7 protein-coding genes are annotated in these 23,236 nt (G+C 71.9%); all 7 read left to right on the top strand.

Annotated features, from left to right (window positions below; genetic code table 11):
• Window positions 1–27 precede the first annotated feature (27 nt).
• The 7 genes from QZM72_RS32225 (at window position 28) to QZM72_RS32195 (ending at window position 23,173) form a co-directional block, all read left to right on the top strand.
• Window positions 28–237: an MbtH family NRPS accessory protein gene (locus QZM72_RS32225; protein ID WP_089471029.1), complete on the top strand. Its 210-nt coding sequence runs from the start codon at window positions 28–30 to the stop codon at window positions 235–237.
• 226 nt (window positions 238–463) lie between these two features.
• On the top strand, window positions 464–1,792 hold the full coding sequence (locus QZM72_RS32220; RefSeq protein ID WP_301740127.1) for an MBL fold metallo-hydrolase: 1,329 nt from the start codon (window positions 464–466) through the stop codon (window positions 1,790–1,792).
• Between the two features lie 25 nt (window positions 1,793–1,817).
• Window positions 1,818–2,708 carry a cupin-like domain-containing protein gene (locus tag QZM72_RS32215; protein WP_301740126.1) on the top strand — a complete coding sequence of 297 codons (891 nt, stop codon included), beginning with the start codon at window positions 1,818–1,820 and terminating at the stop codon, window positions 2,706–2,708.
• Between the two features lie 70 nt (window positions 2,709–2,778).
• Window positions 2,779–4,188 (top strand): hypothetical protein, encoded by a 1,410-nt coding sequence (locus QZM72_RS32210; RefSeq protein ID WP_301740125.1) that lies wholly within the window; start codon window positions 2,779–2,781, stop codon window positions 4,186–4,188.
• Window positions 4,189–4,258: 70 nt separating this feature from the next.
• Window positions 4,259–7,507, top strand: coding sequence for an amino acid adenylation domain-containing protein (locus tag QZM72_RS32205; RefSeq protein ID WP_301740124.1), 3,249 nt, complete (start codon window positions 4,259–4,261; stop codon window positions 7,505–7,507).
• Entirely contained in the window at window positions 7,507–21,576 is a 14,070-nt protein-coding gene (locus QZM72_RS32200) for a non-ribosomal peptide synthetase/type I polyketide synthase (RefSeq protein ID WP_301740123.1), read from the top strand. Before QZM72_RS32205 ends, QZM72_RS32200 begins: the two co-directional genes overlap by 1 nt.
• Window position 21,577: 1 nt before the next feature.
• Window positions 21,578–23,173 (top strand): MBL fold metallo-hydrolase, encoded by a 1,596-nt coding sequence (locus QZM72_RS32195; protein WP_256979799.1) that lies wholly within the window; start codon window positions 21,578–21,580, stop codon window positions 23,171–23,173.
• Window positions 23,174–23,236: the final 63 nt, after the last annotated feature.

Below are 23,236 nucleotides of genomic sequence, written 5' to 3'. Positions count from 1 at the left end.
GTGATCGATTATTGAAACGAGAGAGACATGGAAGCCGAAACGCCGCAAGACGATACCGTTTTCAAAGTAGTCGTCAATCACGAGGAGCAATATGCGATCTGGCCGGACGACAAGCATGTGCCGGAAGGCTGGCGGGCGGCGGGCCCGTCGGGAAACCGGGAGGCCTGTCTCGAATGGATCGGCGCCAATTGGACCGACATGCGCCCATTGAGCGTGCGGGCTGCGCTGTCGAGATAATTATCGACGCTTCGCGCCACGAGCGCGCAATAAAAGATAAAGGAACGATGCGGCATTTCGCGGCCCGGTGACGGCGCGCGGGAGGACGTTTGCGTTTCGCCGAGAGAATCCGAGGGTAAAACACACCATGTCAGTCGATGATCGCCTGGGGGTCTTCCTCAATACAGGCATTCTGGCTTCACGCGCGCATGATCTGGGCTTGCTGATCGAGCGACAGGACGCGCTCATGCAGCAATTCATGGAAGCGAAATTCGAACCGGCCGCCTGCGCCGCGCTGTTGCGCGATGCGATTGCGCGTTATCCGTTTCTCGCCGAACTGTTCGATCCGGATTCGGTGGCGGCCGGCGGCTGCATCGCGAGCCGTGCGTTGCTCTACGATCTGCATCAGCGCCGCGACCGCTGGACGCTCGCGCTGGCACCGCGGAGCGGCGAGCCGATCGTGCTCGATACCGCCGCCGGCGACGTGCCGCAGCTCGCGCATGCGCTGCGCGACGCGCTTCAGCGCAACCGCTGGCAGCCGCTGTCCGAGCTGTACGCGGAGCCCCGCCTGCTCGGCTGTGAACGGCCGCAGGGCGACGCGGCGCTGGCGTGGCCGGCGTTCGACGGCCCCGGCATCCAGCGGCTCGAACACGCGTCGCTGCTGATCGCATCCGAAACCACCCGCCTGCTGACCGACCCGATCAGCCTCGCGATCGGCGGCAACGTCGGCCTGCCCGATCTCGATCGCGCGCCGTCCAACTTGGGGCGGCAGATCGACGGCATGCTCGTGACGCACGGGCATCTCGATCATTGGCACATCCCGACCATCCTGCGGCACGGCGGCGACGGATCGGTGCCGGTCATCGTGCCGCACGTTCCGGTCGCATCGCTGCTGGCGCAGGACGACATGCAGCAATCGTTGCGCGACGTCGGGCAGACGGTGCTCGCGCCCGGCTGGGGCGAGACGGTGCGGATCGGCGACATCGAGATCGACATCCTGCCGTTCTACGGCGAGCAGCCGACCATCGGCGCGGCCGTGCCGCCGCCCGACGTGCGCAACTGGGGCAATTGCTACCGGGTCACGACGCCGCAGTTCTCGGTGATTCTGCTCGTCGACAGCGGCGAGGACGCGAAGGGCTCGGTGATGGACGTGATCGATCGGTCCGTCGCCCGGCGCGGCCGGCCCGACCTGGTCCTGAGCTGCTGCCGCGAGATGCGCAAGGCGCCGTTCTGGCAGGGCCTGTTTACGTTCTGGATGGTGCTGCCGATGACCGACCTGCAGCGCCTGCCGCACATCGCGGAAGCGGGCGACGGCCCGTCCATCACGCTCGGCCCGTCCGGCATCGGCGAGCTCTGCGCGCGCGCCGGCGCCCATGCGTTCGCGCCGTATGCGAACGGGTTCCGCGGCATCGCCACAGAGATCGACGACATCGGCTGGATCAACGGCGAGCCCGCGGAAGCCGACACCCTCGACCAGATCGACGCGCGCCTCGATACGCTCGGCGCCACCACCCGCGTGATCCGCTGGCTGCCGGGCGACGTGCTTCGGCATGACGGCGATTGGCGGGTGTCCTGATTTTCCTGTCGACAGGAGCCCCACGATGACTGGCAGCAAGATTGTGCCGATGCCGCGGATTCGCTACGACGGCAGCCGGAGCATGCGCGACGTTCTGGCCGGACTGAAGCATCCGGCCGTGCTGGAAGGATTTATCGACGCGTGGCCCGCGCGCACGCGCTGGACGCCGGATTTCTTCGTCGAGCGCTACGGCGAACACGAGATCACGGTGGAGACGTCGCAGCTGTCGCCGACGCCGACCCGGCCGGACCTCTACCTGGGCGCGCGCCGCTACGAAACCGCGCGCCTCGGCGAGACGATCCGCGCGATGCAGGCGCAGGGCAGCGCCCGCACCGCGTACATCACCTACGCGGCGATCTATTCGACGGCGCCGGAGCTGAAGGACGACATCGTGCCGCTGCACGAGCAGCACGGCTTTCCCGGCTGGATGCCGCACTGGCTGAGGCGCCGGCTGGTGTTGCGGCCGGGCTTCTGGCTCGGCCCCGAAGGGATTTCGTCGCCGATGCATTTCGACCGGCACGAGAACCTGAACGTGCAGGTGTACGGCCGCAAGCGCTGGGTGCTGTTCGCGCCCGAGCAGTCCGCCAACGTGTATTACCGGCGCCGCCGCGACCTGCCGGTGATCTTCAGCCCGGTGGACATGAGCGATCCCGACCCGGTGCTGTTTCCGCGCGTGCAGTCGGCGCCGCGCCACGACTTCGTGCTGGAGGCGGGTGAGGTGCTGTACCTGCCGCCCGGCTGGTGGCACTACGTGGAATCGCTGAGCGATTCGATCAACGTGAACTACTGGTGGTGGTCGCCCCGCGCCGTGCGGACCTTCTGTCGGGTCGAGCTGGCGAGCCTGTGGCAGGCGCTCGCGCGCCGGTGGCGCCGCGCGGCCGACACGGCCGGCAAGCCGATGTCGATGCCGCGCTGACGCGCCGTCCCCACGCCGTTCGTTCTATCGGCCCGCCGTGCCGGCGGCCGTGTCTCTTCAGGAAGCCATGATGCAGAACGAGTTTGATTTCACCGTCATCGATGCGCTGTACGCGACCGGCTATCACGGGCCGCGCGCGCTCGACAAACCGGAGTTCTACTGGCGCTCGATGCTGGGCTCGATGGTCGCCTATCGCGACAGCTTCTTTCGCCCGCTCGGCGAGGAGATCGCGCCCGCCGAATCGCGCGACGGCATCGAGATCGAGGCCGCGCGCTGCGAGTACGAGGGCAGCCGGTTTCATCACGCGCTGCCGATGAACATCTCGTCGCTGCGGCAGTTCGGAAACCACTGGCATCTGGTGCTGCCGACCATCTCGACGCTGCGCGACGGGTATTGCCGGCTGCGCGGCCACGACGGCGCGGTGTCGATGCTCGACCTGTGGTTCATCAGCAAGCTGTGCCAATTGCTGCCCGCCTACCTGATTCGTCGGCGCGAGCAGCCGGCCGACCCGGACAGCATTCCCGTCGTGCCGTCGATCATCTACCGGATCTCGCTCGGCATGCACCGGATCGTGCATATCTCGCTGATCAAGCGGATGGCCTCGGGCGGCGATCCGGCCGCACCGTGCCTCGCCAGCGACGCGTATTACCTGATCGCCGAGGCGGCGGGCCTGCTCGTCGGCCGCAACTCGGTGTGCGCGGGGCCGCAGACGATGGTCGAGCAGGCCTACCGCGCGATGATCGAGCCGGCATCGCTCGCGGGCGCCGACGCGAGCGCGGCCGAGCCCGGCTTCTACCGCTACGCGGCGGCGTTCCTGAAGCTCGAAGCGGAAAAATACCTGTTCGCGGTGCGTGCGGCGCGGCAGTTGCGCGCGCTGATCGTCGCGCTCGACGCGGTGCCCGGCCAGGCGCGCACGCAAGCATTCCGCGACGCGCTGGCGCGGTTCGAGGATTGGTCCACCGAACACACGAGCCCGCTCGCGCACGAGATCGCGCGCGAGGATCTCGCGATGCTGCTGCAGGGGGACGAGGCCGAGATCGCGCGGGCGCGGCAATGGCCGGCGGGCACGGTGCTGCGCCAGATGACGGACGGGCTGAATCAGCTCGTCGCCGCGGCGGACCGGATGTGCGTGGCCACGCTCGGCGCCGACGGGCCGGCCCTGCTGGCCGAAGTCGACGCGATGCGCGACGCACCGCGCGCGGCGGACGAATGGTCGGCCGACGCGTTCGCGGCGCACGGGCTCGACGCGGCGGCGGCGCAGGCGACGGCGGCCGCGCTCAATACGTACCTGCACGACGAGCGCGCCGCGCGGCGAATCTTCACGCGACTCCAGCAGGAGGTGGACCGCGCGCTCGGCATCGACGACGTCGTGGCGCCGTACTCGGCCGACGACATCGCCGCCGTGTTCGGTCCGCGGCTGCGCCACTGCATCGCCGAACACTTCGCGGACACGGCCGTCGCGGACCACGCGGCGCGTTGACGCGCGGTGCGCCGGGATCGACTCGCCGCGCCGTCCTTCACGTCCTTCATGTATCCAGACAGGGGCTACCATGCGTACCACTTCGCTTTCAGCCTATCAGTACCGCTTCTGGCTCGAGTGGCAGCTCAATCCGCACTCGTCGGCCTACACGACCGCGCTCGTCTATCGCCTGTCGGGGCCGCTGGATCGCGATGCGCTGCGGCGCGCACTGGACGCGTTCGTCCATGAGCACGACGAAGGATGCCGCAGCACGTTCCGGATGGACGGCGCCCGCGTGGTGCGGGACGTGCACGACCGGGTGACGGTCGCGCTCGACTACCGCGACGCGCGCGCGGCGCCGTCTCTCGACGCCGCCGAAGCCGACGCATGGATCGCCGCGCGCGCGGCGCACGTGTTCGCGCTCGACGACGCGCCGCTGTTCCGCTTCGCGCTGCTGCGCGAGGAGGCCGATGCGCACCGGCTCGTGCTCAGCTTTCCGCACATCCTCTCCGATGCGTTTTCGGCGGTGTACATCAACCAGCGGCTGACGGCGCTGTACAACCACGCGCTCGGCGCGGGGCCGGCGCCCGCGTGCACGTTGCGGGATCTCGGCGAGCAGCTCGCGATCGAAGCCGCGTACCGCGCGTCGCCGCGCTACGACGAAGATCTGGCCTATTGGCTCGGCGCGCTCGCGCATGCGCCGCTCGGGGTCGAGTTCGACGCGGCGGCGTCGGCGGGGCCGCGCGAGGGGCGCATCCACCGGATGCGTTTCGACGCGGACACGACCCGCCGGCTGCGCGCCCGCGCCCGCGCGAGCCGCTCGACACCGTTTCTCGTGCTGTCGAGCCTGTTCGCGATCGCGCTGGCCCGCTGGCAGGACCTGCGCGAGCTGGTCGTGACCTATCCCGTCAATATGCGCGCGCCGGCGTTTCACGACGCCAGCGGATGCTTCGTCAACAACCTGCCGATGCACTTTTCGCTGCGGCCGGGCGACACGTTCCGCGACATCGTCGCGCGTACCACGGCCCGGCGTGCGCAAGGCAAGCGCCATCAGCAGTTGTCGCTGACCGAGCTCGTGACGGCGCTGCGTCGCTCGCGTTCGCTGGCCGACACGCCCGTCTTCAACGTCGGCGTGACGGAAGCGTTCTTCGTGCAGGATGCGCCGCTCGCGTTCCACGGCGTGCAGGCGGAATTGCTGCCGGTGGTCGCCGCCGAGCGGCCGTTCGACCTGAACTTCGCGTATCAGCTGACGCACGACGGCCTGCACGTGAATCTCGAATACGACACCGGCTGCCTGCCACCGGCGCGGGTCGGCGAATTCGCCGCGCGTTTCGGCCGACTGCTGCGCGCGTACCTGGACGACGATGCGCAGCCGGCGCTCGCGGTCGACCTGCTGGCGCCCGAGCAGCGCGCGCGGCTCGCGCAATACTGGCACGGGCCCACGCGCCCGATCGACGCGACGGACTGGCCGGCCCGCTTCGCCGCGCAGTGCGCGGCGACGCCGGATGCGCCGGCCGTCCGGTTCGGCGCGGAGCAACTGACCTATCGCGAACTCGATGCGCTGTCGGCCCGGCTCGCGGGCTTTCTCGCGGCGCGCGGCGTGACGCCTGGGGCGCTCGTCGGGCTGTGCTGCGAGCGCTCGACGGAGATGGTGCTGGCGATCGTCGCGGTGATGCGCGCGGGCGCGGCCTACGTGCCGCTCGATCCCGCTGCGCCGCCGGACCGGTTGCGGCGCATCGTCGACGATGCGGGGCTCGCGCTGTTGCTCACGCAGCGGCACCTGCTGGCGAACCTGCCCGCCGGGCCGGTCGCCCGGCATGCGCTCGACGAGCGTGCGATCTGGCTCGCCGCCGAACCGCTGCCGCCGCAACACATTCACCCGGACGGGATCGCGTACGTGATCTACACGTCCGGCTCCACCGGCACGCCGAAGGGCGTCGCCAACACCCATCGCGCGCTGGTCAACCGGCTCGACTGGCACGGTTCGCTGCTGCCCGATAGCGCGCCGGTGCGCGTGCTGCAGAAGACGCCGTACTTTTTCGACGTGTCGGTCTGGGAATTCCTGTGGACGTTGCAGAGCGGCCATGCGCTGGTGATCGCGCCGCCCGGGCTGCACAAGGACCCGGCCGGGCTCGCGGTGCTGCTGCGCGATGCGCGCATCGCGGTCGCGCACTTCGTGCCGTCGATGCTGAATGCATTTCTGGATGCGACGCCCGGGCAGGTCTTCCCGGATCTTGCACTGGTGGTCTGCAGCGGCGAGGCGCTGCTGGCCGAGCAGGCCGAGCGCTTCCACCGGCTGCTGCCGGGGGTACGGCTCGCCAACCTGTACGGGCCGACCGAGGCCGCGATCGACGTGAGCGTGTGGCATTGCACGCCGGACGACGCTCATGCGCGCGCCGGCGTGCCGATCGGCCGGCCGATCGACAACGTGTCGCTGTACGTGCTGGATGCGGGCCTCGAGCCGTGCGCGCCCGGCAGCGCGGGCGAGCTCTACATCGGCGGCGCGGGCCTTGCGCAAGGGTACGTCGGCCGCCCGGATCTGACCGCGGCGAGCTTCGTGCCCGATCCGTACGCGGGCCGCCCGGGCGCGCGCATGTACCGCACCGGCGACGTCGCGATGTTCGGCGAGCACGGCGAGCTGCATTACCTCGGCCGGCGCGACGAGCAGGTCAAGCTCAACGGTAACCGGATCGAGTTGCGCGAGATCGAGGCGTGCCTGCTGGCGCTGCCGGGCATCGCGCAGTGCGCGGTGGTGCCGGTGCGGGTGCAGGGCCGCGTGCGGCTGCTGCACGCATTCGTCGAGCCGGCCGCGGGGTGGGACGCCTGGCCGGTCGACGCGCTGCACGCGGAGCTGGCCGCGCGGCTGCCCGACGCGATGCGCCCGGCGCGCATCGACGTGGTGGAGCGCATCGCGCTGCTGCCGGCCGGCAAGATCGACCGCAAGCGCCTGGCCCAGCTTGCCGAGGCGGCGCTCGAGGCGCGCGCGCACGGCGCCGACGTGCGCGCGAAGACGCCGTTCCAGGCCGAGGTCGCCGCCGAGTGGTCGGCCGTGCTGGACGTCGCCGATATCGGGCCGGACGACCATTTCTTCATGCTCGGCGGCAGTTCCGTGCAAGCGATCCAGTTGATCGGGCGCCTCAATGGCCGCTACGGGCTGCTGCTGTCGCCGCCGCTGCTGTTCGGCGCACCGCGGCTCGACCGGTTCAGCGCGCAGGTGCTGGTGGCGCTCGGCCAGAAGGCCCAGCAGGAGGACCGCCTGGACGCGCTGCTCGATCGTCTCGCGCCGGACGACATGGACGAACTACTCACAGTGTTTTCATCGTCGGGAGAGCTGGTTTGATGTCGCATAACGATTCCACCGAAAACAAGCGTCGCCAATTGCTCGAAGCGTTCGGCAGGCAGCGTGGCGCGGGCAGCCGCGACGCGATCATTCGCCAGGCGCGGCCGGCGGACCTGCCCGCGTCGGCGGAGCAATTGCGGATGTGGGTGCAGATGGCGATCAGCGGCGGCGCCGGCCATTTCCACGTGCCGCACGTGCTGGAGATTCCGGGCACGCTCGACGAAGCCGCGTTGCAGGCGGCGCTGCGCGACGTGGTGGCGCGGCACGAGGCGCTGCGTACGACGTTCGACGAACGCGAAGGCCGCCTGTACCAGCGCGTGCATCCCGAGCTGGCCCCGTCGCTGCCGGTGCATCGGCACGCGGCCGATGTGTCCGACGCGGAGATCGCCCGCGCGATCACGGCCGAAATCGCGCAGCCGTTCGACCTCGCGCACGGGCCGCTGCTGCGCGTGTCGCTGCATCGTCTCGGCGACGCGCGGCAGATTCTCGTGCTGACCGCCCATCACCTGATCGTCGACGGATGGTCGCTGGAACTGATGCTGGCCGACTGGTGGTCGGCCTATGCGGCGCGGCTGGCGGGCCGCGTGCCCGAGCCGCCCGCCAGCGACGCGCCGCAGTATGCGGACTATGCGCTGTGGCAGCAGGCGCGCAGCGCCGCGGACAGCGCGCCGAGCCTCGCCTACTGGCAGGGCCGGCTGACGGGCGCGACGACGCTCGAATTGCCGTTCGCGCTGCCGCGCCCGGCACGGCGCGCGCACGACGGCGAACTGGTGTTCTTCGCGATTCCCGCCGCCGTGCGCGCGCGGGCCGAGGCGCTGGCGCGGCGGCAGGGCGGCACGCTGTTCACGGTGATGCTGGCCGCGTGGCGCTGCCTGCTCGGCGACTACGCGGGCCAGGACGACTTCTGCATCGGCACGACCGCGTCGAACCGCGTGCATCCGGGCAGCGAGCGCATCGTCGGCTTCTTCGCGAACCTGCTCGCGTTGCGCACCGCGCGGCAAGGGTGCGCGACGTTCGCCGCGCTGGTCGAGCGCGAGCGCGACACCGTCGCCGACGCGTTGCGGCATCAGGCGGTGTCGTTCGACCAGGTGGTCGAGCAGGTCGGCGTCGCGCGCGATGCCGCGCGCAGCCCGCTGTTCCAGGTCAACTTCGTGCTGCAGGACACGAAAGGCGCGGTGTCCGGCGCCGCCGAGCCGGCGACGGCGGCCGGGATGCCGGCGATGACGGTGCGCGACGACCTGTACCGCTACGCGCAGTTCGACCTGACGCTGTTCGCCGAGCTGACGTCCGACGGCGTGCGCTGCTGCACGGTGTTCCGCACCGACCTGTTCGAGGCCGCCGATATCGAGCGGCTGTCGCGCACCTATGTGCAGTACCTCGACGCGCTGACCGCGCAGCCGGACGCGCCGTTCGGCACGCTCGCGCGCGGCGACGCGGCGACGCTCGACGCGCTGCGCGGCTGGCAGCGCCGGCCGCTCGCGCAGCCGCTGCCCGACTCGATCGGCGCGGTGATCGACGCGCTGGCGCGGCAGCATCCGGATCGCCCGGCGATCCGCCACGGCGACGCGACGCTCGACTACCACGCGCTGAACGCCCGCGCGAACCGGCTGGCCGATCACTTGCGCGATCTCGGCGTGTCGCCGGGCTCGACCGTCGGCCTGTGTCTGGAGCCGGGCGCGGAGCTGATCGTCGCGATGCTGGCGGTGCTCAACGCGGGCTGCGCGTATGTGCCGCTCGACAGCCGCTATCCGGCGGACCGGCTGCGATTCCTGCTCGACGACAGCCAGGCGAGCGTGATCGTCACGCGCGAGGACGTGGTCGCGCGCACCGATGCGCTGCGTGACGGCTATCTGAACCTGATCGTCCTCGAGGACCACGACGACGAGATCGCCGCGCGCGACGGCGCGTTCGTCGCGAGCGGGCTGCCGGCGCAGATGCCGGCGTACCTGATGTACACGTCGGGCACCACCGATCGCCCGAAGGGCGTGATCGTGCCGCAACAGGCGATCCTGCGGCTCGCGTACCGCCCGACCTATCTCGACGTGACGCCGGACGACGTGTTCCTGCAGTTCGCGCCGACCGCGTTCGACGCGTCGACCTTCGAGATCTGGACCGCGCTGCTGAACGGTGCGTCGCTCGTGGTGCCGGCCGGCCGCGATGCGTCGCTCGACCAGCTCGGGCCGTTGCTGATCGACGCGCGCGTGACGATTCTGTGGCTGACGAGCGGCCTGTTCGCGGCGATGGTCGATCACGCGCCGGACGCGCTGCGGCGGCTGCGCTACCTCGTCTGCGGCGGCGACGTGCTGTCGCTGCCGCACGTGGAGCGCGCCCGCGCGCTGCTGGAACACGGGCAGGTGGTCAACGGCTACGGGCCGACCGAGACCACGACGTTCGCGACGGCATACCCGGTGCGTGGCGCGCCGGCGGCGGGGCGCGCGGTGCCGATCGGCATGCCGATCCAGGGCACGTCGGTGTACGTGCTCGACGACGCGCTGAATCCGCTGCCCCCCGGTGCGGCGGGCGACATCTACATCGCGGGGCTCGGCGTCGCGCACGGCTACGCGAACCGGCCGGACCTGACCGCCGCCGCGTTTGTGCCCGATCCTTACGGCGGCGAGCCGGGCGCCCGCATGTACCGCAGCGGCGACGTCGGCTACTGGGCGCATGACGGCGCGTTGCATTACCTCGGCCGGCGCGATCGCCAGGTGAAGCTGCGCGGCTACCGGATCGAGCCGGCAGAAATCGAGGCGGCGCTGGCCGCATGCCGCGGCGTGCAGGCCGCCGTCGTGACGCTCGACGCGACGCCGCAGGGCGACAAGCAGCTCGTCGCGTACTGGACCGCCAGCCCGGGCACCGGCGCGGACGTGCCGGACGAAGCCGGCCTGCGCGCGCAGTTGCGGGCATCGCTGCCGGATCACCTGGTGCCGGCGCGTTTCCACGCGGTGCCGCACATTCCGCTGACGGCCAACGGCAAGGTGGACCGGGCCGCGCTCGCGCGGCTCGCGCCTGCGCAGGCGGCCGCGGCAACGGCGCCCGAGACGCTGACCGACACGCAGCGCATCCTGCGCGCGTTGTGGGAAGACGTGCTGGGCCGCGGCGGCTTCGGCCTCGACGACGGTTTCTTCGATCTCGGCGGCGATTCGCTGCTGGCGATCCGGCTGAAGGCGCAGGCGCAGCGCCACGGGCTCGAATTCGAGATCCAGGACCTGTTCGTCCACCAGAGCGTGCGTACGCTGGGCGAGCACATCGAACGGCAGCGCGGCGCCGGCGCCGGCACCGGCACTGGCATCGGCGCAGGCGCAGGTGCGGAGGCGAGCGCGCCGGCCGAGGCCGCCGCACCGCGGGCGCCGCTGACGAGCGACGCGGACCGCGCGCGGCTGCCGGCCGGCGTCGTCGACGCGTATCCGCTCAGCCGCCTGCAACTGGGGATGCTTTATCACAGCCGCCGGCACGAGCGCTCGAGCCTGTACCACGACGTGATCGGCTACGAGGTCGCGTATGCGTACGACGAAGCCTGCCTCGCGCATGCGCTCGACCGGCTGTCGGCGCGTCATCCGGCGCTGCGCACCGCGCTGCGGATGGAAGGGTTCAGCGTGCCGCTGCAGCTCGTGTTCGACACGGCGCGCATTCCGCTGGCGGTCACCGACCTGACCGAACTCGATGCGGCGGCGCAGGCCGCCCGGATCGCCGCGTTCATGGACGGCGAGCGGTTCGCCGCGTTCGACGTCGCCGCCGCGCCGCTATTCCGCTGCTTCGTGTTCAAGCTGGCCGCGCAGCGCTTCAAGCTGGTCTGGAGTTTTCATCACGCGATACTCGACGGCTGGAGCGAGGCCGCGCTGACCGCCGAATTCATCCGGCTCTACACGGCGGGCCTGGCGGGCGCGCAACACGGGCAGGGCGGGCAGGAGGGGCAGAACGACGAACCGGTGCAGGCCGGTTACCGCGATTTCATCGAGCGCGAACAGGCCGCGCTCGCCGATCCGGCCCAGCGCGATTTCTGGCGCGGCCAGCTCGACGGCGCACAGGCGCTGTCGATGCGCCGCGCGCCGCTGACGGCCGACGCGGCAGACGAGCGCGTGGATTATCTGGAGGTCGAGATCCCCGCCGAACTGGAGGCGGCGCTGCGTGCGCTCGCGCGCGACGCGAACGTGCCGCTCAAGAGCGTGCTGCTCGCCGCCCATCTGCGCGCGCTGCAGGCGCTGAGCGGGCGGCGCGACGTGCTGACGTCGATGGTGACGCACGTGCGGCCCGAGACCGAGGATGCGGAGCGCGCGGTCGGGTTGTTCCTGAACTCGGTGCCGGTGCGCGCGGCGCTCGACGGCGACGCGTCGCCGGTCGCGCAGGTGCGGCAGGTGTTCGAAATCGAGTCGGGCATTTTCCGGCACCGTTTTTATCCGTCGCAGCAGATCCGGCAGGACAACGGCGGGATCGAGCTCGGCGAGGTGCTGTTCAATTTCACGAGCTTTCACGTGCTGCGCGAGCTGGACGACGCGGACGTGCGGATGCTGGCGGGCCGCGACGGCCACGCGGTCAACAGTTTTCCGGTGCAGGTCGATTTCTCCGTTTCCGCGAGCGACCAGCGGCTGCGCTGCATCGTCGGCTACCGGGCCGACAGCCTGCGGCGTGACGACGCGCAAGACATCGTGCACGCCGAGCACGAAGCGCTGCGGCGGCTCGCCGGTGCGCCCGCGGCGACGTGGCTGCTGCCGGCCACGCTCGCGCGGCTCGACGACTGGGCGACGCCGAAGCCCGGGCTGCCGGTGAGCGCGAGCGTCGGCGAGCGTCTCGCCGCGTGCGCGGCCGCCGCGCCGGACGCCGTCGCGCTGATCGACGACGCGGGCGAGACGACCTATGCGGCGCTGCTCGAGCAGTGCGACCGGCGCGCGGCGGCGCTCGCCGCGCTGGGCGTGCGGCAGGGCGACGTCGTGGCGGTATGCGCGGGCCGCTCGGCGGCGACGCTGCAGACGGTGCTCGCGCTGTTCCGGATCGGCGCCGTGTATCTGCCGCTCGATCCCGCGTTGCCGGAAGCGCGCCATCGCTTCATGGTGGACGACGCGCGCCCGGCGGCGATCGTCGGCGATGCCGCCGCGCCCGCCTGCCTGCGTGCGTGCGGCGTGCGTTTCGTCGAGCTGGCGGCGCTGGCGGAAACGGGCCGCGCCACCTTGGCCGCCGCGCCGCGCGTCAGCCCCGACGCGCCCGCCTACATCCTGTATACGTCCGGCTCGACCGGCACGCCGAAGGGCGTGCCGTGCCGCCAGGAAGGCATCCTCGCGTTGTTCGACGCGCTTGCCGACACCTATCCGCTCGCCGCGGGCGACCGCGTGCTGTGGAAGACCGCGCAATCGTTCGACGTGTCGCTCACCGAAATGCTGTGGCCGTTGATGAAGGGCGCCGCGATCGTGATCGCGCGGCCGGACGGCCAGTACGATCCACGCTACCTGCAGCGCGCGATCGAGCAGCATCGCGTGACGGTGATCAATTTCGTGCCGTCGATGCTGCACCTGTTCCTGCAATCGCTCGATGCCGGCGCGGCGAGCCCGCTGCGCGCGGTGTTCGCCGCCGGCGAGCCGCTGCTGCCCGCGACCGTCGAGCTGGCGGCGCGCGTGCTGCCGCATGCGCCGTTGTTCAACGCATACGGCCCGACCGAGGCCAGCATCTACGCCACCGTGTGGCGCTGCGCGAGCGGCCCGGTGCTGATCGGCCGCGCGGTGGGCGACGTCGGCACGCATATCCTGTCGCCCGAACTCGCCCGGCTGCCGATCGGCGTGACGGGCGAGCTGTACCTCTGCGGGCGCGCGCTGGCGTCGGGCTACCTGAACCGGCCCGAACTGAGCGCGGAGCGCTTCGTGCCGAACCCGTATGCGACGGGCGACGCGGATCGCGTGCTGTATCGCACCGGCGACCTGGCCCGCTTCAATCGGCACGGCGACATCGAATTCGTGGGCCGCGACGATCAGCAGGTCAAGGTGCGCGGCTTCCGCATCGAGACGGGCGAAGTCGAATCGGTGCTGGGCCGCCATCCGGGCGTCGCCAAGGTCGCGGTGCTGGCCCGTTCGGGTAGCGCGGGCGCCGTGCTCTGCGCGTTCGTGCAGGCGGCGGGCACGCTGCCGGACGGCGCGCTGAAGGCGCATGCGCAACAGGCGCTGCCGCCGTACATGGTGCCCGACCGGATCGTCGTGCTCGACGCGATGCCGATGACCGGCAGCGGCAAGATCGATCGCCTCCGGCTGGCCGACTGGCCGCTCGAGGCGGCGAGCGTTGTCGCCGAGCGCGCCGTCTCCGCCGCCCCCGCCAACGCCGCGCGCCGCGCGCCCGGCGATGCGCAGGCCGCGGTCGCGGCGATCTGGCGCGACGTGCTCGGCCTCGCCGAGATCGATCCGGACACCAACTTCTTCGACGCCGGCGGGCATTCGCTCGCGCTGATCCAGTGCCAGGCGCGGCTGCGCGGCGAATTCGGTCGCGACGTCGACATCGATCACCTGTTCCGCTACACGACGATTCGCACGCTGGCCGACTGGCTGTCCGCGTCCGGCGAACGGGCGGCCGAAGCCGGCGGCATGGCCGAGGCCGCGCGCGCGTCGGAGGTCGGCAGTCGCGACGTCGCGATCATCGGGATGAGCGCGGCCGTCTCGGGCGCGGACGACGCCGAGCAGTTCTGGCGCATGCTGCTCGCGGGCGAGGACGGCATCACCCGGCTCGACGACGCGCGGCTGCGCGCGCTCGGCGTGCCGGACGCGCTGCTCGGCAATCCGCGCTTCGTCGCCGCGCGCGGGTTGATTCGCGATCCGGACTGTTTCGATGCCGCCTTCTTCGGCTATACGCCGCGCGAAGCCGAGATCATGGATCCGCAGCAGCGCAAGCTGATCGAGGAAAGCTATCGTGCGCTCGAGGACGCCGGTTACGCCGGGCCCGGGCCCGCGCGCGACGTGGGCGTCTACGTCGGCGTCGGCGCGAGCCAGTACCTCGCGAACCACGTGCTCGGCAACCGCGACGCGGTCGACGCGCTCGGGCTGTACCAGATCAACGTGCTGAACCAGCCCGCGACGCAGATCGCCTACCGGCTGAATCTCACCGGCCCCGCGGTCACGTTGAACACCGCGTGCTCGACGTCGCTGGTCGCGCTGCACATGGCCGCGCGCGCGGTTGCGCAGGGCGACTGCGAACTCGCGCTCGCGGGCGCGGCGTCGATCGGCGTCGACGGCGTGCCGGGCTATCTGCACCGTACCGGCGGAATCTTTTCCGCGGACGGCTATTGCCGCGCGTTCGACGCGGCCGCGAGCGGCACCGTGGAGGGCAGCGGCGCGGGTGCGGTCGTGCTGAAGCGGCTCGACCTCGCGCGCCGCGACGGCGATCACGTGTATGCGATCGTCAAGGGCTCCGCGATCAACAACGACGGTCACGACAAGGCCGGCTACACCGCGCCGAGCCCCGCCGGCCAGGCGCGGGTGATTCGCGCCGCGCTGGCGGACGCGGGCGTGGACGCCGCGTCGGTCGGCTATGTCGAGACGCACGGCACCGGCACGCTGCTCGGCGACCCGATCGAAATGGCCGCGCTGAAGGCGACCTACGGCCAGCATCCGGCCCATGCGCCGCGCCTGCTCGGCGCGGTCAAGACGAGCGTCGGGCACCTGGACAGCGCGGCCGGGCTCGCGGGCGTGATCAAGGCGGCGCTCGCGCTCGAGCGCGGCAAGGTGCCGGGCACGCTGCACTTCGACACGCCCAACCCGCTGCTCGAACTCGACGACGCGGCCTTCCGCATCACCGCGCAAGCGACCGACTGGCCGGACGGCGGCGCGCCGCGCCGCGCGGCCGTCAGTTCGTTCGGCATCGGCGGGACCAACGCGCACGTGATCCTGGAAGCCGCGCCGCCCGAGGCGGACGCGCCGACGGCCGCCGCCGCGCATTGCCTGCGGCTGTCGGCCGCCACGCCTGACGGGCTGCGGCGTGCGGCGGACGGCCTCGCCGCCGCGCTGCGCCGCCACCCGGAATGGGCGCTGGCCGACGTCGCGTACACGCTGCAGGCCGCCCGGCAGGACCATGCGTGCCGCGCGTTCGTGGTCGCCGAGTCGCGCGATACGGCGCTCGACGCGCTGGCCGCGGGCGTGTCGCCGCTCGCCGACGACGCGCCGCCCGCGCGTCCGGTGATTTTCCTGTTCACCGGGCAGGGCGCGCAGGCCGCCGGGATGGCGCGCGACCTGCATCGCGAGAATCCGGTGTTCCGCGCGGCGCTCGACCACGTGTGCGCGCGGTTCGCGAGCACGGCAGGGCTCGCGCTCGAGCCTTACCTGCTGGGCGACGCGAGCACCACCGACACCGCGCTGGTGCAGCCGCTGCTGTTCGCGTACGAGTACGCGCTGTATCAGGCGTGGGCCGCGCTGGGCGTGACGCCGGACTACCTGATCGGCCACAGCCTCGGCGAATTGGTCGCCGCGTGCTGCGCGGACGTGTTTTCGCTCGACGACGCGGTCGCCCTGGTGGCGGCGCGCGCGGCGGCGATGCAGGCGCAGCCGGCCGGCGCGATGCTGTCGATATCGATCGCGGAAGACGAACTGGCCGCGCAACTGCCGCCGACGCTCGCCCTCGCGGCGGTCAACGGGCCGCTGCAATGCGTGGTGTCCGGCCCGGTGGACGCGGTCGACGCGTTCGCGGCGCGGTTGCGCGACGAGGGTGTCGCGCATGCGCGGCTCGCGTCGTCGCATGCGTTCCACTCGCCGATGATGACGGACGCGGCGGCACGTGTGCACGCGCATGCCGCGACGATGGCGCTGCATGCGCCGCGCATCCCGTTGATCTCCAATCTCGACGGCACGCTGCTGGACGCGCCGCGCGCCACCGATCCGGCGTACTGGGCCGCGCACGTGCTCGGCACGGTGCGCTTCTCGGCGGGCGTGCGAACGCTGGCGGCACTGGGCGACGCGCTGTGGGTCGAGATCGGCCCGCGCGACGTGCTGGCGGCGCTGGTGCGCGCGCATCGCTGCGCGCCGGCCGACGCGGTGCTGGCGAGCTTCACGGAGCGTACGCCGCGCACGATGGCGACGCTGCTCGCCGGCTACGGGCGGCTATGGGCGAAGGGCGCGCGGCTGACACGGCGCGACGCCTACGCGGGCGAGCGCCGCAAGCGCCTGCCGTTGCCGGGTTATCCGTTCGAGCGGACGCGTCACTGGCTGCCCGCCCAGCCCGTCGCGCGCGTGCAGCCGGAGGCACTGGCGCCGTCGATTGCCGCGGTTGCCGCGCCGGTCGCGGTCGAGACTCCGCTCGCCGCCTCGGCGGAAATCGACGACGTGCGGCATGCATTGACGCGTATCTGGACCGAGTGCCTTGGCCATGAGCGGATCGCGCCGACCGACGATTTCTTCGAGCTGGGCGGCGATTCGCTGCTCGCCGGGCGCGTGCTCACGAGAATTCACGAGCGGCTGAACGTGGAGCTGACGCTCGCGGCGTTCTTCGGCGCGCCGACGATCGACGGGCTCGCCAGCGCGATTCGCGCGCAGTCCGAACCGACGCCGCCTGCCATGCCGGCGGCGACGATACCGGCCGGCCTGCCGGCCGCCGGGCCGCGCCGCGCGCCGATGTCGTTCCAGCAGCGCCGGTTGTGGACGCTCGAACGGCTCGGCATGGGCGGTTCGGTCTTCCACCTGCCGCAATGCCTGCATCTGCACGGCGACCTCGACCGCGCCGCGCTGCACGCGGCGCTCGCGGGGCTGGTCGCGCGCCATCCGGTGCTGCGCACGTCGTTCCACGAAGGACCGGACGGCGGCGGCGAGCAGCACGTGCATGCCGACGCGACGATCGCGCTGTCGATCCACGCATACGCAGGCGGCACGGACGACGCCCTGCACGCGTTCATCGCGCGGCATCGCGATGCGCTGCGGGCGGAGCCGTTCGATCTCGCGCGGCCGCCGCTGTTTCGCGCGCGACTGCTGGAACTCGGGCCGCGCCGCGCGTGCCTGCTGATGTCGTTCCATCACATCGTCGTCGACGGTTGGTCGTTCCGGCTGATCGCGCAGGATCTCGCGTCGCTGTACGGCGCGGCGAGCCAGGGCGGCGCGCTGGATACCGCACCGCCCGCGTGGAATTACGCGGACTACAGCGAGGAGCAGGCGACGCGGTTCGCCGCCGGGCACGACGCGGCGCACGAGGCGTTCTGGGCGCATCTGGACGGCGCGCCGGTGCTCGACCTCGGCGGCGATCGGCGCCGCGCGCGCACGCCGGGGCGTCTCGCGCACAGCGGCCGCGTCGCGGTGGACGCCGAGCGTGCGCGGCAGGTCGACGCGCTGGCGCGGCGCTTGCGGACGACGCCGTACGTCGTGTTCCTGTCCGCGTTCCTGCTGATGTTGTCGCGGCGCACCGGGCAGCGCGACTTGGTGGTCGGCTCGCCGGTCGCCAACCGCGCGTCGAGCCGCACCGAAGGGCTCGTCGGCTTTTTCGTCAACCTGCTGGCGCTGCGCGTGGCGTTCCCGGCCGCCAGCCGCGCGCGGGCGTGGATCGAGCGGGTGCGCGACTGCGTGATGGCCGCGCACGCGCACCAGGACTATCCGTTCGAAAAGCTGGTCGAGCGCTTCGCGGGCCCGCGCGACACGTCGCTGACGCCGCTGTTCCAGGTGGTGTTCTCGATGCAGGAGGCGCCGGTTCGCCAGGTGCGGATCGGCGGGCTGGACGTCGCGTTCGAGGACACGCCGGAAACGGAAACCGAATACGACCTGACGATGAACCTGCATCGCGACGGCGCGGGCTACGGCGGCGTGCTGCTGACGCGCGACGGCGCGCTGGAGCGTGGCGAGGCCGACGAGGTGATCGAACAGTTCCAGGCCGCGCTCGACCTGCTGCTGACGCTGCCGGACGATGCGCCGCTCGGCGACGCGGGCGTGCTGTCGGCCGCGCAGCGGCAGGCCTGGCAGGCGGCAGCCGGGGTGGCCGACGTGTCGTCGTGGGCGGCGTCCGACCTCGTGTCGCTGCTGTCGGGCACGCTGACGGACGGCAACGCCGCGCCGGCGGTCGCGACCGCGCACGAGACGCTCAGTTACGCGGCGTTGCGGGCTCGGGTGGAGCAGGTCGCGGGCGCGCTGCACGCACGCGGCGTCCGCGCCGGCGATCGCGTCGCGCTGTGCTTGCCGATGGGGCTCGACGCACTGGTGGCGCTGCTCGGCGTGCTGCGCATCGGGGCGACGTACCTGCCGCTCGATCCCGCCGCGCCGGCCGCGCGGCAGCACGCGATCCTGTCGCAAGCGGCGCCGGTGCTGCTCGTGCACGATGCGGCGGCGGCCCCGCCGACGTGGCCCCGATGCGCGGCGATCGCGTTCGCCGCGCTCGGCGACGCGCCCGCCGGCGCGCCGCCCGCACGTATCGATCCGCAACAGGCCGCCTATACGCTGTTCACGTCCGGCTCGACCGGCGTGCCGAAGGGCGTCGACGTCAGCCATCGGGCGGTCGCGCACAAGATCCAGGCGCTGTGCGCCGCGTATCGCATGACGGCCGACGACCGGGTCGTGCAGTTCTCGTCGCTCGTGTTCGATGTGTCGATCGAGGAAATCTTCACGACGTTGTCCTCTGGCGCCTGCCTGCTGCTGCTCGAGCGCGCGGCGTGGCCGACGCTCGGCGCGTTCAGCGGCCTGCTCGACGCACAGCGCGCGACCGTGCTCAACCTGCCCGCGTCGCTGTGGCGCGAATGGGTGCGTGCGCTCGGTCTCGGCGAGGCCGCGCTGCCCACGCGGCTGCGGCTGGTCGTGACGGGCAGCGAGACGGTGCCGCTCGCCGCGGTGCAGACATGGCGCGCCGTGACGGGCGGCCGTGTGGCGCTGATGAACGCGTACGGGCTGACGGAAAGCGTGATCACGTCCGTCGTGCACGACGTGCCGGCCGACGCGCGGCCGGATGAACGCGACGTGCCGATCGGCGCGCCGCTGCCCGGCACCACGGCTTATGTACTCGACGCGCACCTGCAGCCGGTGCCGCCGCTGTGCCGCGGCGAGCTCTACCTCGGCGGCAGCGCGCTCGCGAGCGGCTACCCGGGCCGGCCCGGCCAGACGGCCGCCGCGTTCCTGCCCGATCCGTTCGCCGGACGGCCGGGTGCGCGCATGTATCGCACCGGCGACCTCGTGCGGCGCGACGGGACGGGCGCGTTGATCTACCTCGGCCGCAGCGATCGCCAGATCAAGGTGCGCGGGGTTCGTGTCGAGCTGGCCGAAGTGGAAGCGCTGCTGCTCGAACAGGACGGCGTGCGCGAGGCCGCGGTGCGGCTGTCGGGCGGGCCCGACGCGCCGGCGCCGCGCCTGGAGGCGTTCATCGTCGTCGACACCGACGCGTCGGGGGCGGCGGACACGTCACGCGAGGCGGCGCGCGAGCGGCTGCGCGCGCTACGCCGCATCGCGCCCGCGCATCTGGTGCCGCATGCGCTGGCGATCGTGCCGTCGCTGCCCAAGACGTCCGGCGACAAGATCGATCGCCAGTGGGTAGCGACGGCGGTGCTGCCGGACGCGGCCGCGGCCGCGGAGGGCGACGACACGCCGCCGCTGCGCGCGCTGCTGACGGTGCTGCGCGACGTGCTGCGGCTGGAGCGGATCGGCCGCGACGACAACTACTTCGGGCTGGGCGGCGACTCCATCCTGGTGCTGCGGGCCGTCGCGCAGCTGAACCGGGCCGGCTGGACGGTCGATCCGCAGGATTTCTTCGCGAGCCCGACTCTCGCGGACCTGGCCGATTGCCTGCGGCCGCTGGCGGCGCGACCGGACGCGCACGATGGGTCCGCGTTCCCGCTGACGCCGTATCAAAGGCGCGTGCTGCAGCGCCCGCATGCGCACCACTGGAACCGCGCGTTGCTCGTTCGGGCGGCGCAACCGCTCGACGCCGACGCGCTGCGGGCCGCGCTGCGTTCGCTGCTCGACGCGCATCCGGGGCTGCACTGCGTATTCGATCGCGGCGCGCTGTCGGGCCGTGTCGCGCCCGCGGACGCGGACGCCGTGCAGCGCTGCTTCAGCAGCCACGCGCTCGCGGCGGACGAGGCGGCGCGCTTCATCGTCGCGCACAGCACGACGCTGCAGCAGGGCTTCGATCTCGCGCAAGGGCCGCTGGTGCGGGTCGCGCACTACCGATGCGGCGCGGCCGGCGACCGGCTGCTGCTCGTCGTGCACGGCCTCGTCGCGGACAGCCATGGCTGGGCGGTGCTGTTGGACGACCTCGCCAATGCGTATGCGGCGCATGCGAACGGCCGGACGCCGACGGTGGCCGCGCCGACGCTGGCCTATCCGGCCTATCTTCGCGCGCTGGACGCACGTATTGCGGCCGCGCGGCAGGCGGGCGAAACCGCCGCGTACTTCGCGCCGCTGGCGGCCAACGTCGCGCTGCCGCGGGATCGGCACGCAGCAGCCGGCGCGAACACCGAGGCGAGCCAGCAGGTCGTGCGCGACCGGCTGACGGGCGAGGCCGCGCGACGGTTGCTGGCCGTCGTGCCGCAGCGTCTGCGCGTGAAGGCCGCCACGGTCGCGATCGCGGCGGCGGCGCGCGCGCTTACCGACTGGGCGGGCGGCGCGGTCGTCGCCGATCTCGGCCGGCACGGCCGCGACTGGCTCGACGACGGGCCGGCGGTCGAACGCGCGGTGGGCTGCTTCGTCTGCGACGTGCCGCTGCTGTTGCCGCATCACGCCGGCGTGCCGAGCGTCGCCGCGCTGCGCGAATGGGAGGCGACGCTCGCCGCGCTGCCGCTGGCGGCGCTGGGCGGGGCAGGCCTGCCGCCGCCCGCCGGCGTCGATCCCGACGCGTGGCGGCGCTGCGTGCAGCCGCAGGTCAGCGTCGATTTCGTATCGGCGGCCGCCGCGCGTCCGTCCGCATGGTTCTCCGCCGCCACCGAGGCGGTGGGCGCGGACCGCGCGGCCACCGACGAACGTTCGCACCTGCTGAACCTCGTCTGCGTCGCGGGCGACGGCGAACTCGCGTTCGAGTGCCGCTACAGCGACGCCGTCCACGCGCGGTCCACTGCCGAACAGTTGCTGCGCCGGTGGCGCGAACACATGGAGGCCGCGCTCGCGCACGTCGCCGACGCAGCCGTTCCCGTAGTCGAACACGATCATTCCTGACATGACCCAGATCTACCTGAAACCGAACGTCGTCTTCGAACCGCTGATCAATCAATGGTATGCGTGGACTTTCCTGCTGCAGCCCGCGACCTGCGCGCTGGTGATGAAGCAGGTGCATCTGCGCATCATGGAATCCTTCATCCGCGCGCCGGAGCTGCATCGGCGTTCCGCCGCGAAGATGGCCGGCGGCCCGTTTCTCAACGGCGGCCGCGAGCGCGTGCCGGCGGTCGACGCGCTGATCCGCGAGACCCGCACGCGCGCCGCGCCGCTGCTGGCGCTGGCGGACGCGCTGCGCGAGCTCGACGAACTGCTCGCGCGGGAAGGGGGCGGCGATACGCTGTCGCCGCTGTATGCGAAGGTGCCCGAGCCGTTGAAGGGATTCGTCGAGCTGGGCTACGACCTGCGCGGCCACGCGTCGTACCGGCTGTTCGAGCGGCTGCTGTACGACAGCGCCGGCTACCTCGACGCGCTGCAGAGCGTGAACGGCTTTCTCGCCACCAGCGACGACCGGAGCTTCATGCTGAGCACGCCGCGCTTTCCGGACGAGCACATGGTGCAGATTCGCCTGCCGTTTCGCGACGCGCTGTACGACGAGCTGTTCGCGGCCCGCCACACCGGCGCGGCGCCGGACCTGATCGACCGCCTGCTCGCGCACGCGGAGGGCGGCGCCGCGCGGCGCACGGCGCTCGAAACCTGGTTCACCGACGCGCCGCCGCCGCGCCCGCCGGCGGCGCCGGCGCGCGCGGGGCAGCCGGTGCGGGTGCGCTACTTCAACCATGCGACGGTCCTGGTCGAAACCGCGGCATTCTCGCTGCTGACCGATCCGATCGTCGGCTATCCGCTCGGCCAGGGCGACGATCCGTTCACGTTCGCGGATCTGCCCGAGCGCATCGATTACGTGCTGCTGACCCACAACCACCAGGATCACATCGTGCTCGAGAGCCTGCTGCAGCTACGGCACCGGATCGGCACGCTGGTGGTGCCGCGCAGCCACGGCGGGTTCCTGCAAGACCCGTCGATCCGGCTCGCGCTCGAAGCGTGCGGGTTCGAGCGGGTGATCGAGGTCGGCGAGCTGGACAGCGTGCCCGTGCCGGGCGGCGAGATCGTCGCGCTGCCGTTCCTCGGCGAGCACGGCGATCTGCATATCGCCGCGAAGATGGCGTTCGCGCTGAAGGTGGATGGCAAGAGCATGCTGTTCGCGGCCGACTCGAACAACCTGCAGCCGGAGCTGTACCAGCGCATCGCGCGGCGCATCGGCCGGATCGGCACGCTGTTCATCGGCATGGAATGCGAAGGCGCGCCGATGTCCTGGCTGTACGGCGCGCTCCTGAACGAGCCGCTCGGGCGGCAGTTCGATCAGAACCGCCGCCTGAACGGCTCCGACTGCGAACGCGCGTGGCCGCTGGTCGAGTGCTTCGCGCCGCGCCAGGTGTTCGTCTACGCGATGGGCGCGGAGCCGTGGCTCAAGTTCATCTCCAGCATCGAATACGCGCCGACCTCGCTGCCGATCGTCGAATCGGACAAGCTGATCGCCCGCTGCCACGCGCACGACATCCAGTCCGAGCGGCTGTACCTGAAGAAGGAAATCGTCCTTTGAGCGCGGGCGGCCGCGGGGCGGCCCGCATCGTCTCGTCGAATCGTCGAACCAGGAAACCCTCCC

Origin of the sequence: Burkholderia sp. AU45388, from assembly GCF_030481585.1 — a bacterium.
Lineage (GTDB): Bacteria > Pseudomonadota > Gammaproteobacteria > Burkholderiales > Burkholderiaceae > Burkholderia > Burkholderia sola.
The sequence above is the reverse complement of the archived record's forward strand: the minus strand, read 5'-3'. Positions and strand labels throughout refer to the sequence as shown.

What these genes read in the sequence shown, in the direction of transcription:
- QZM72_RS32225 (WP_089471029.1), top strand. Translation starts at nt 28, where the DNA reads ATGGAAGCCGAAACGCCGCAAGACGATACCGTTTTCAAAGTAGTCGTC.
- QZM72_RS32220 (WP_301740127.1), top strand. Translation starts at nt 464, where the DNA reads ATGCAGCAATTCATGGAAGCGAAATTCGAACCGGCCGCCTGCGCCGCG.
- QZM72_RS32215 (WP_301740126.1), top strand. Translation starts at nt 1,818, where the DNA reads ATGACTGGCAGCAAGATTGTGCCGATGCCGCGGATTCGCTACGACGGC.
- QZM72_RS32210 (WP_301740125.1), top strand. Translation starts at nt 2,779, where the DNA reads ATGCAGAACGAGTTTGATTTCACCGTCATCGATGCGCTGTACGCGACC.
- QZM72_RS32205 (WP_301740124.1), top strand. Translation starts at nt 4,259, where the DNA reads ATGCGTACCACTTCGCTTTCAGCCTATCAGTACCGCTTCTGGCTCGAG.
- QZM72_RS32200 (WP_301740123.1), top strand. Translation starts at nt 7,507, where the DNA reads ATGTCGCATAACGATTCCACCGAAAACAAGCGTCGCCAATTGCTCGAA.
- QZM72_RS32195 (WP_256979799.1), top strand. Translation starts at nt 21,578, where the DNA reads ATGACCCAGATCTACCTGAAACCGAACGTCGTCTTCGAACCGCTGATC.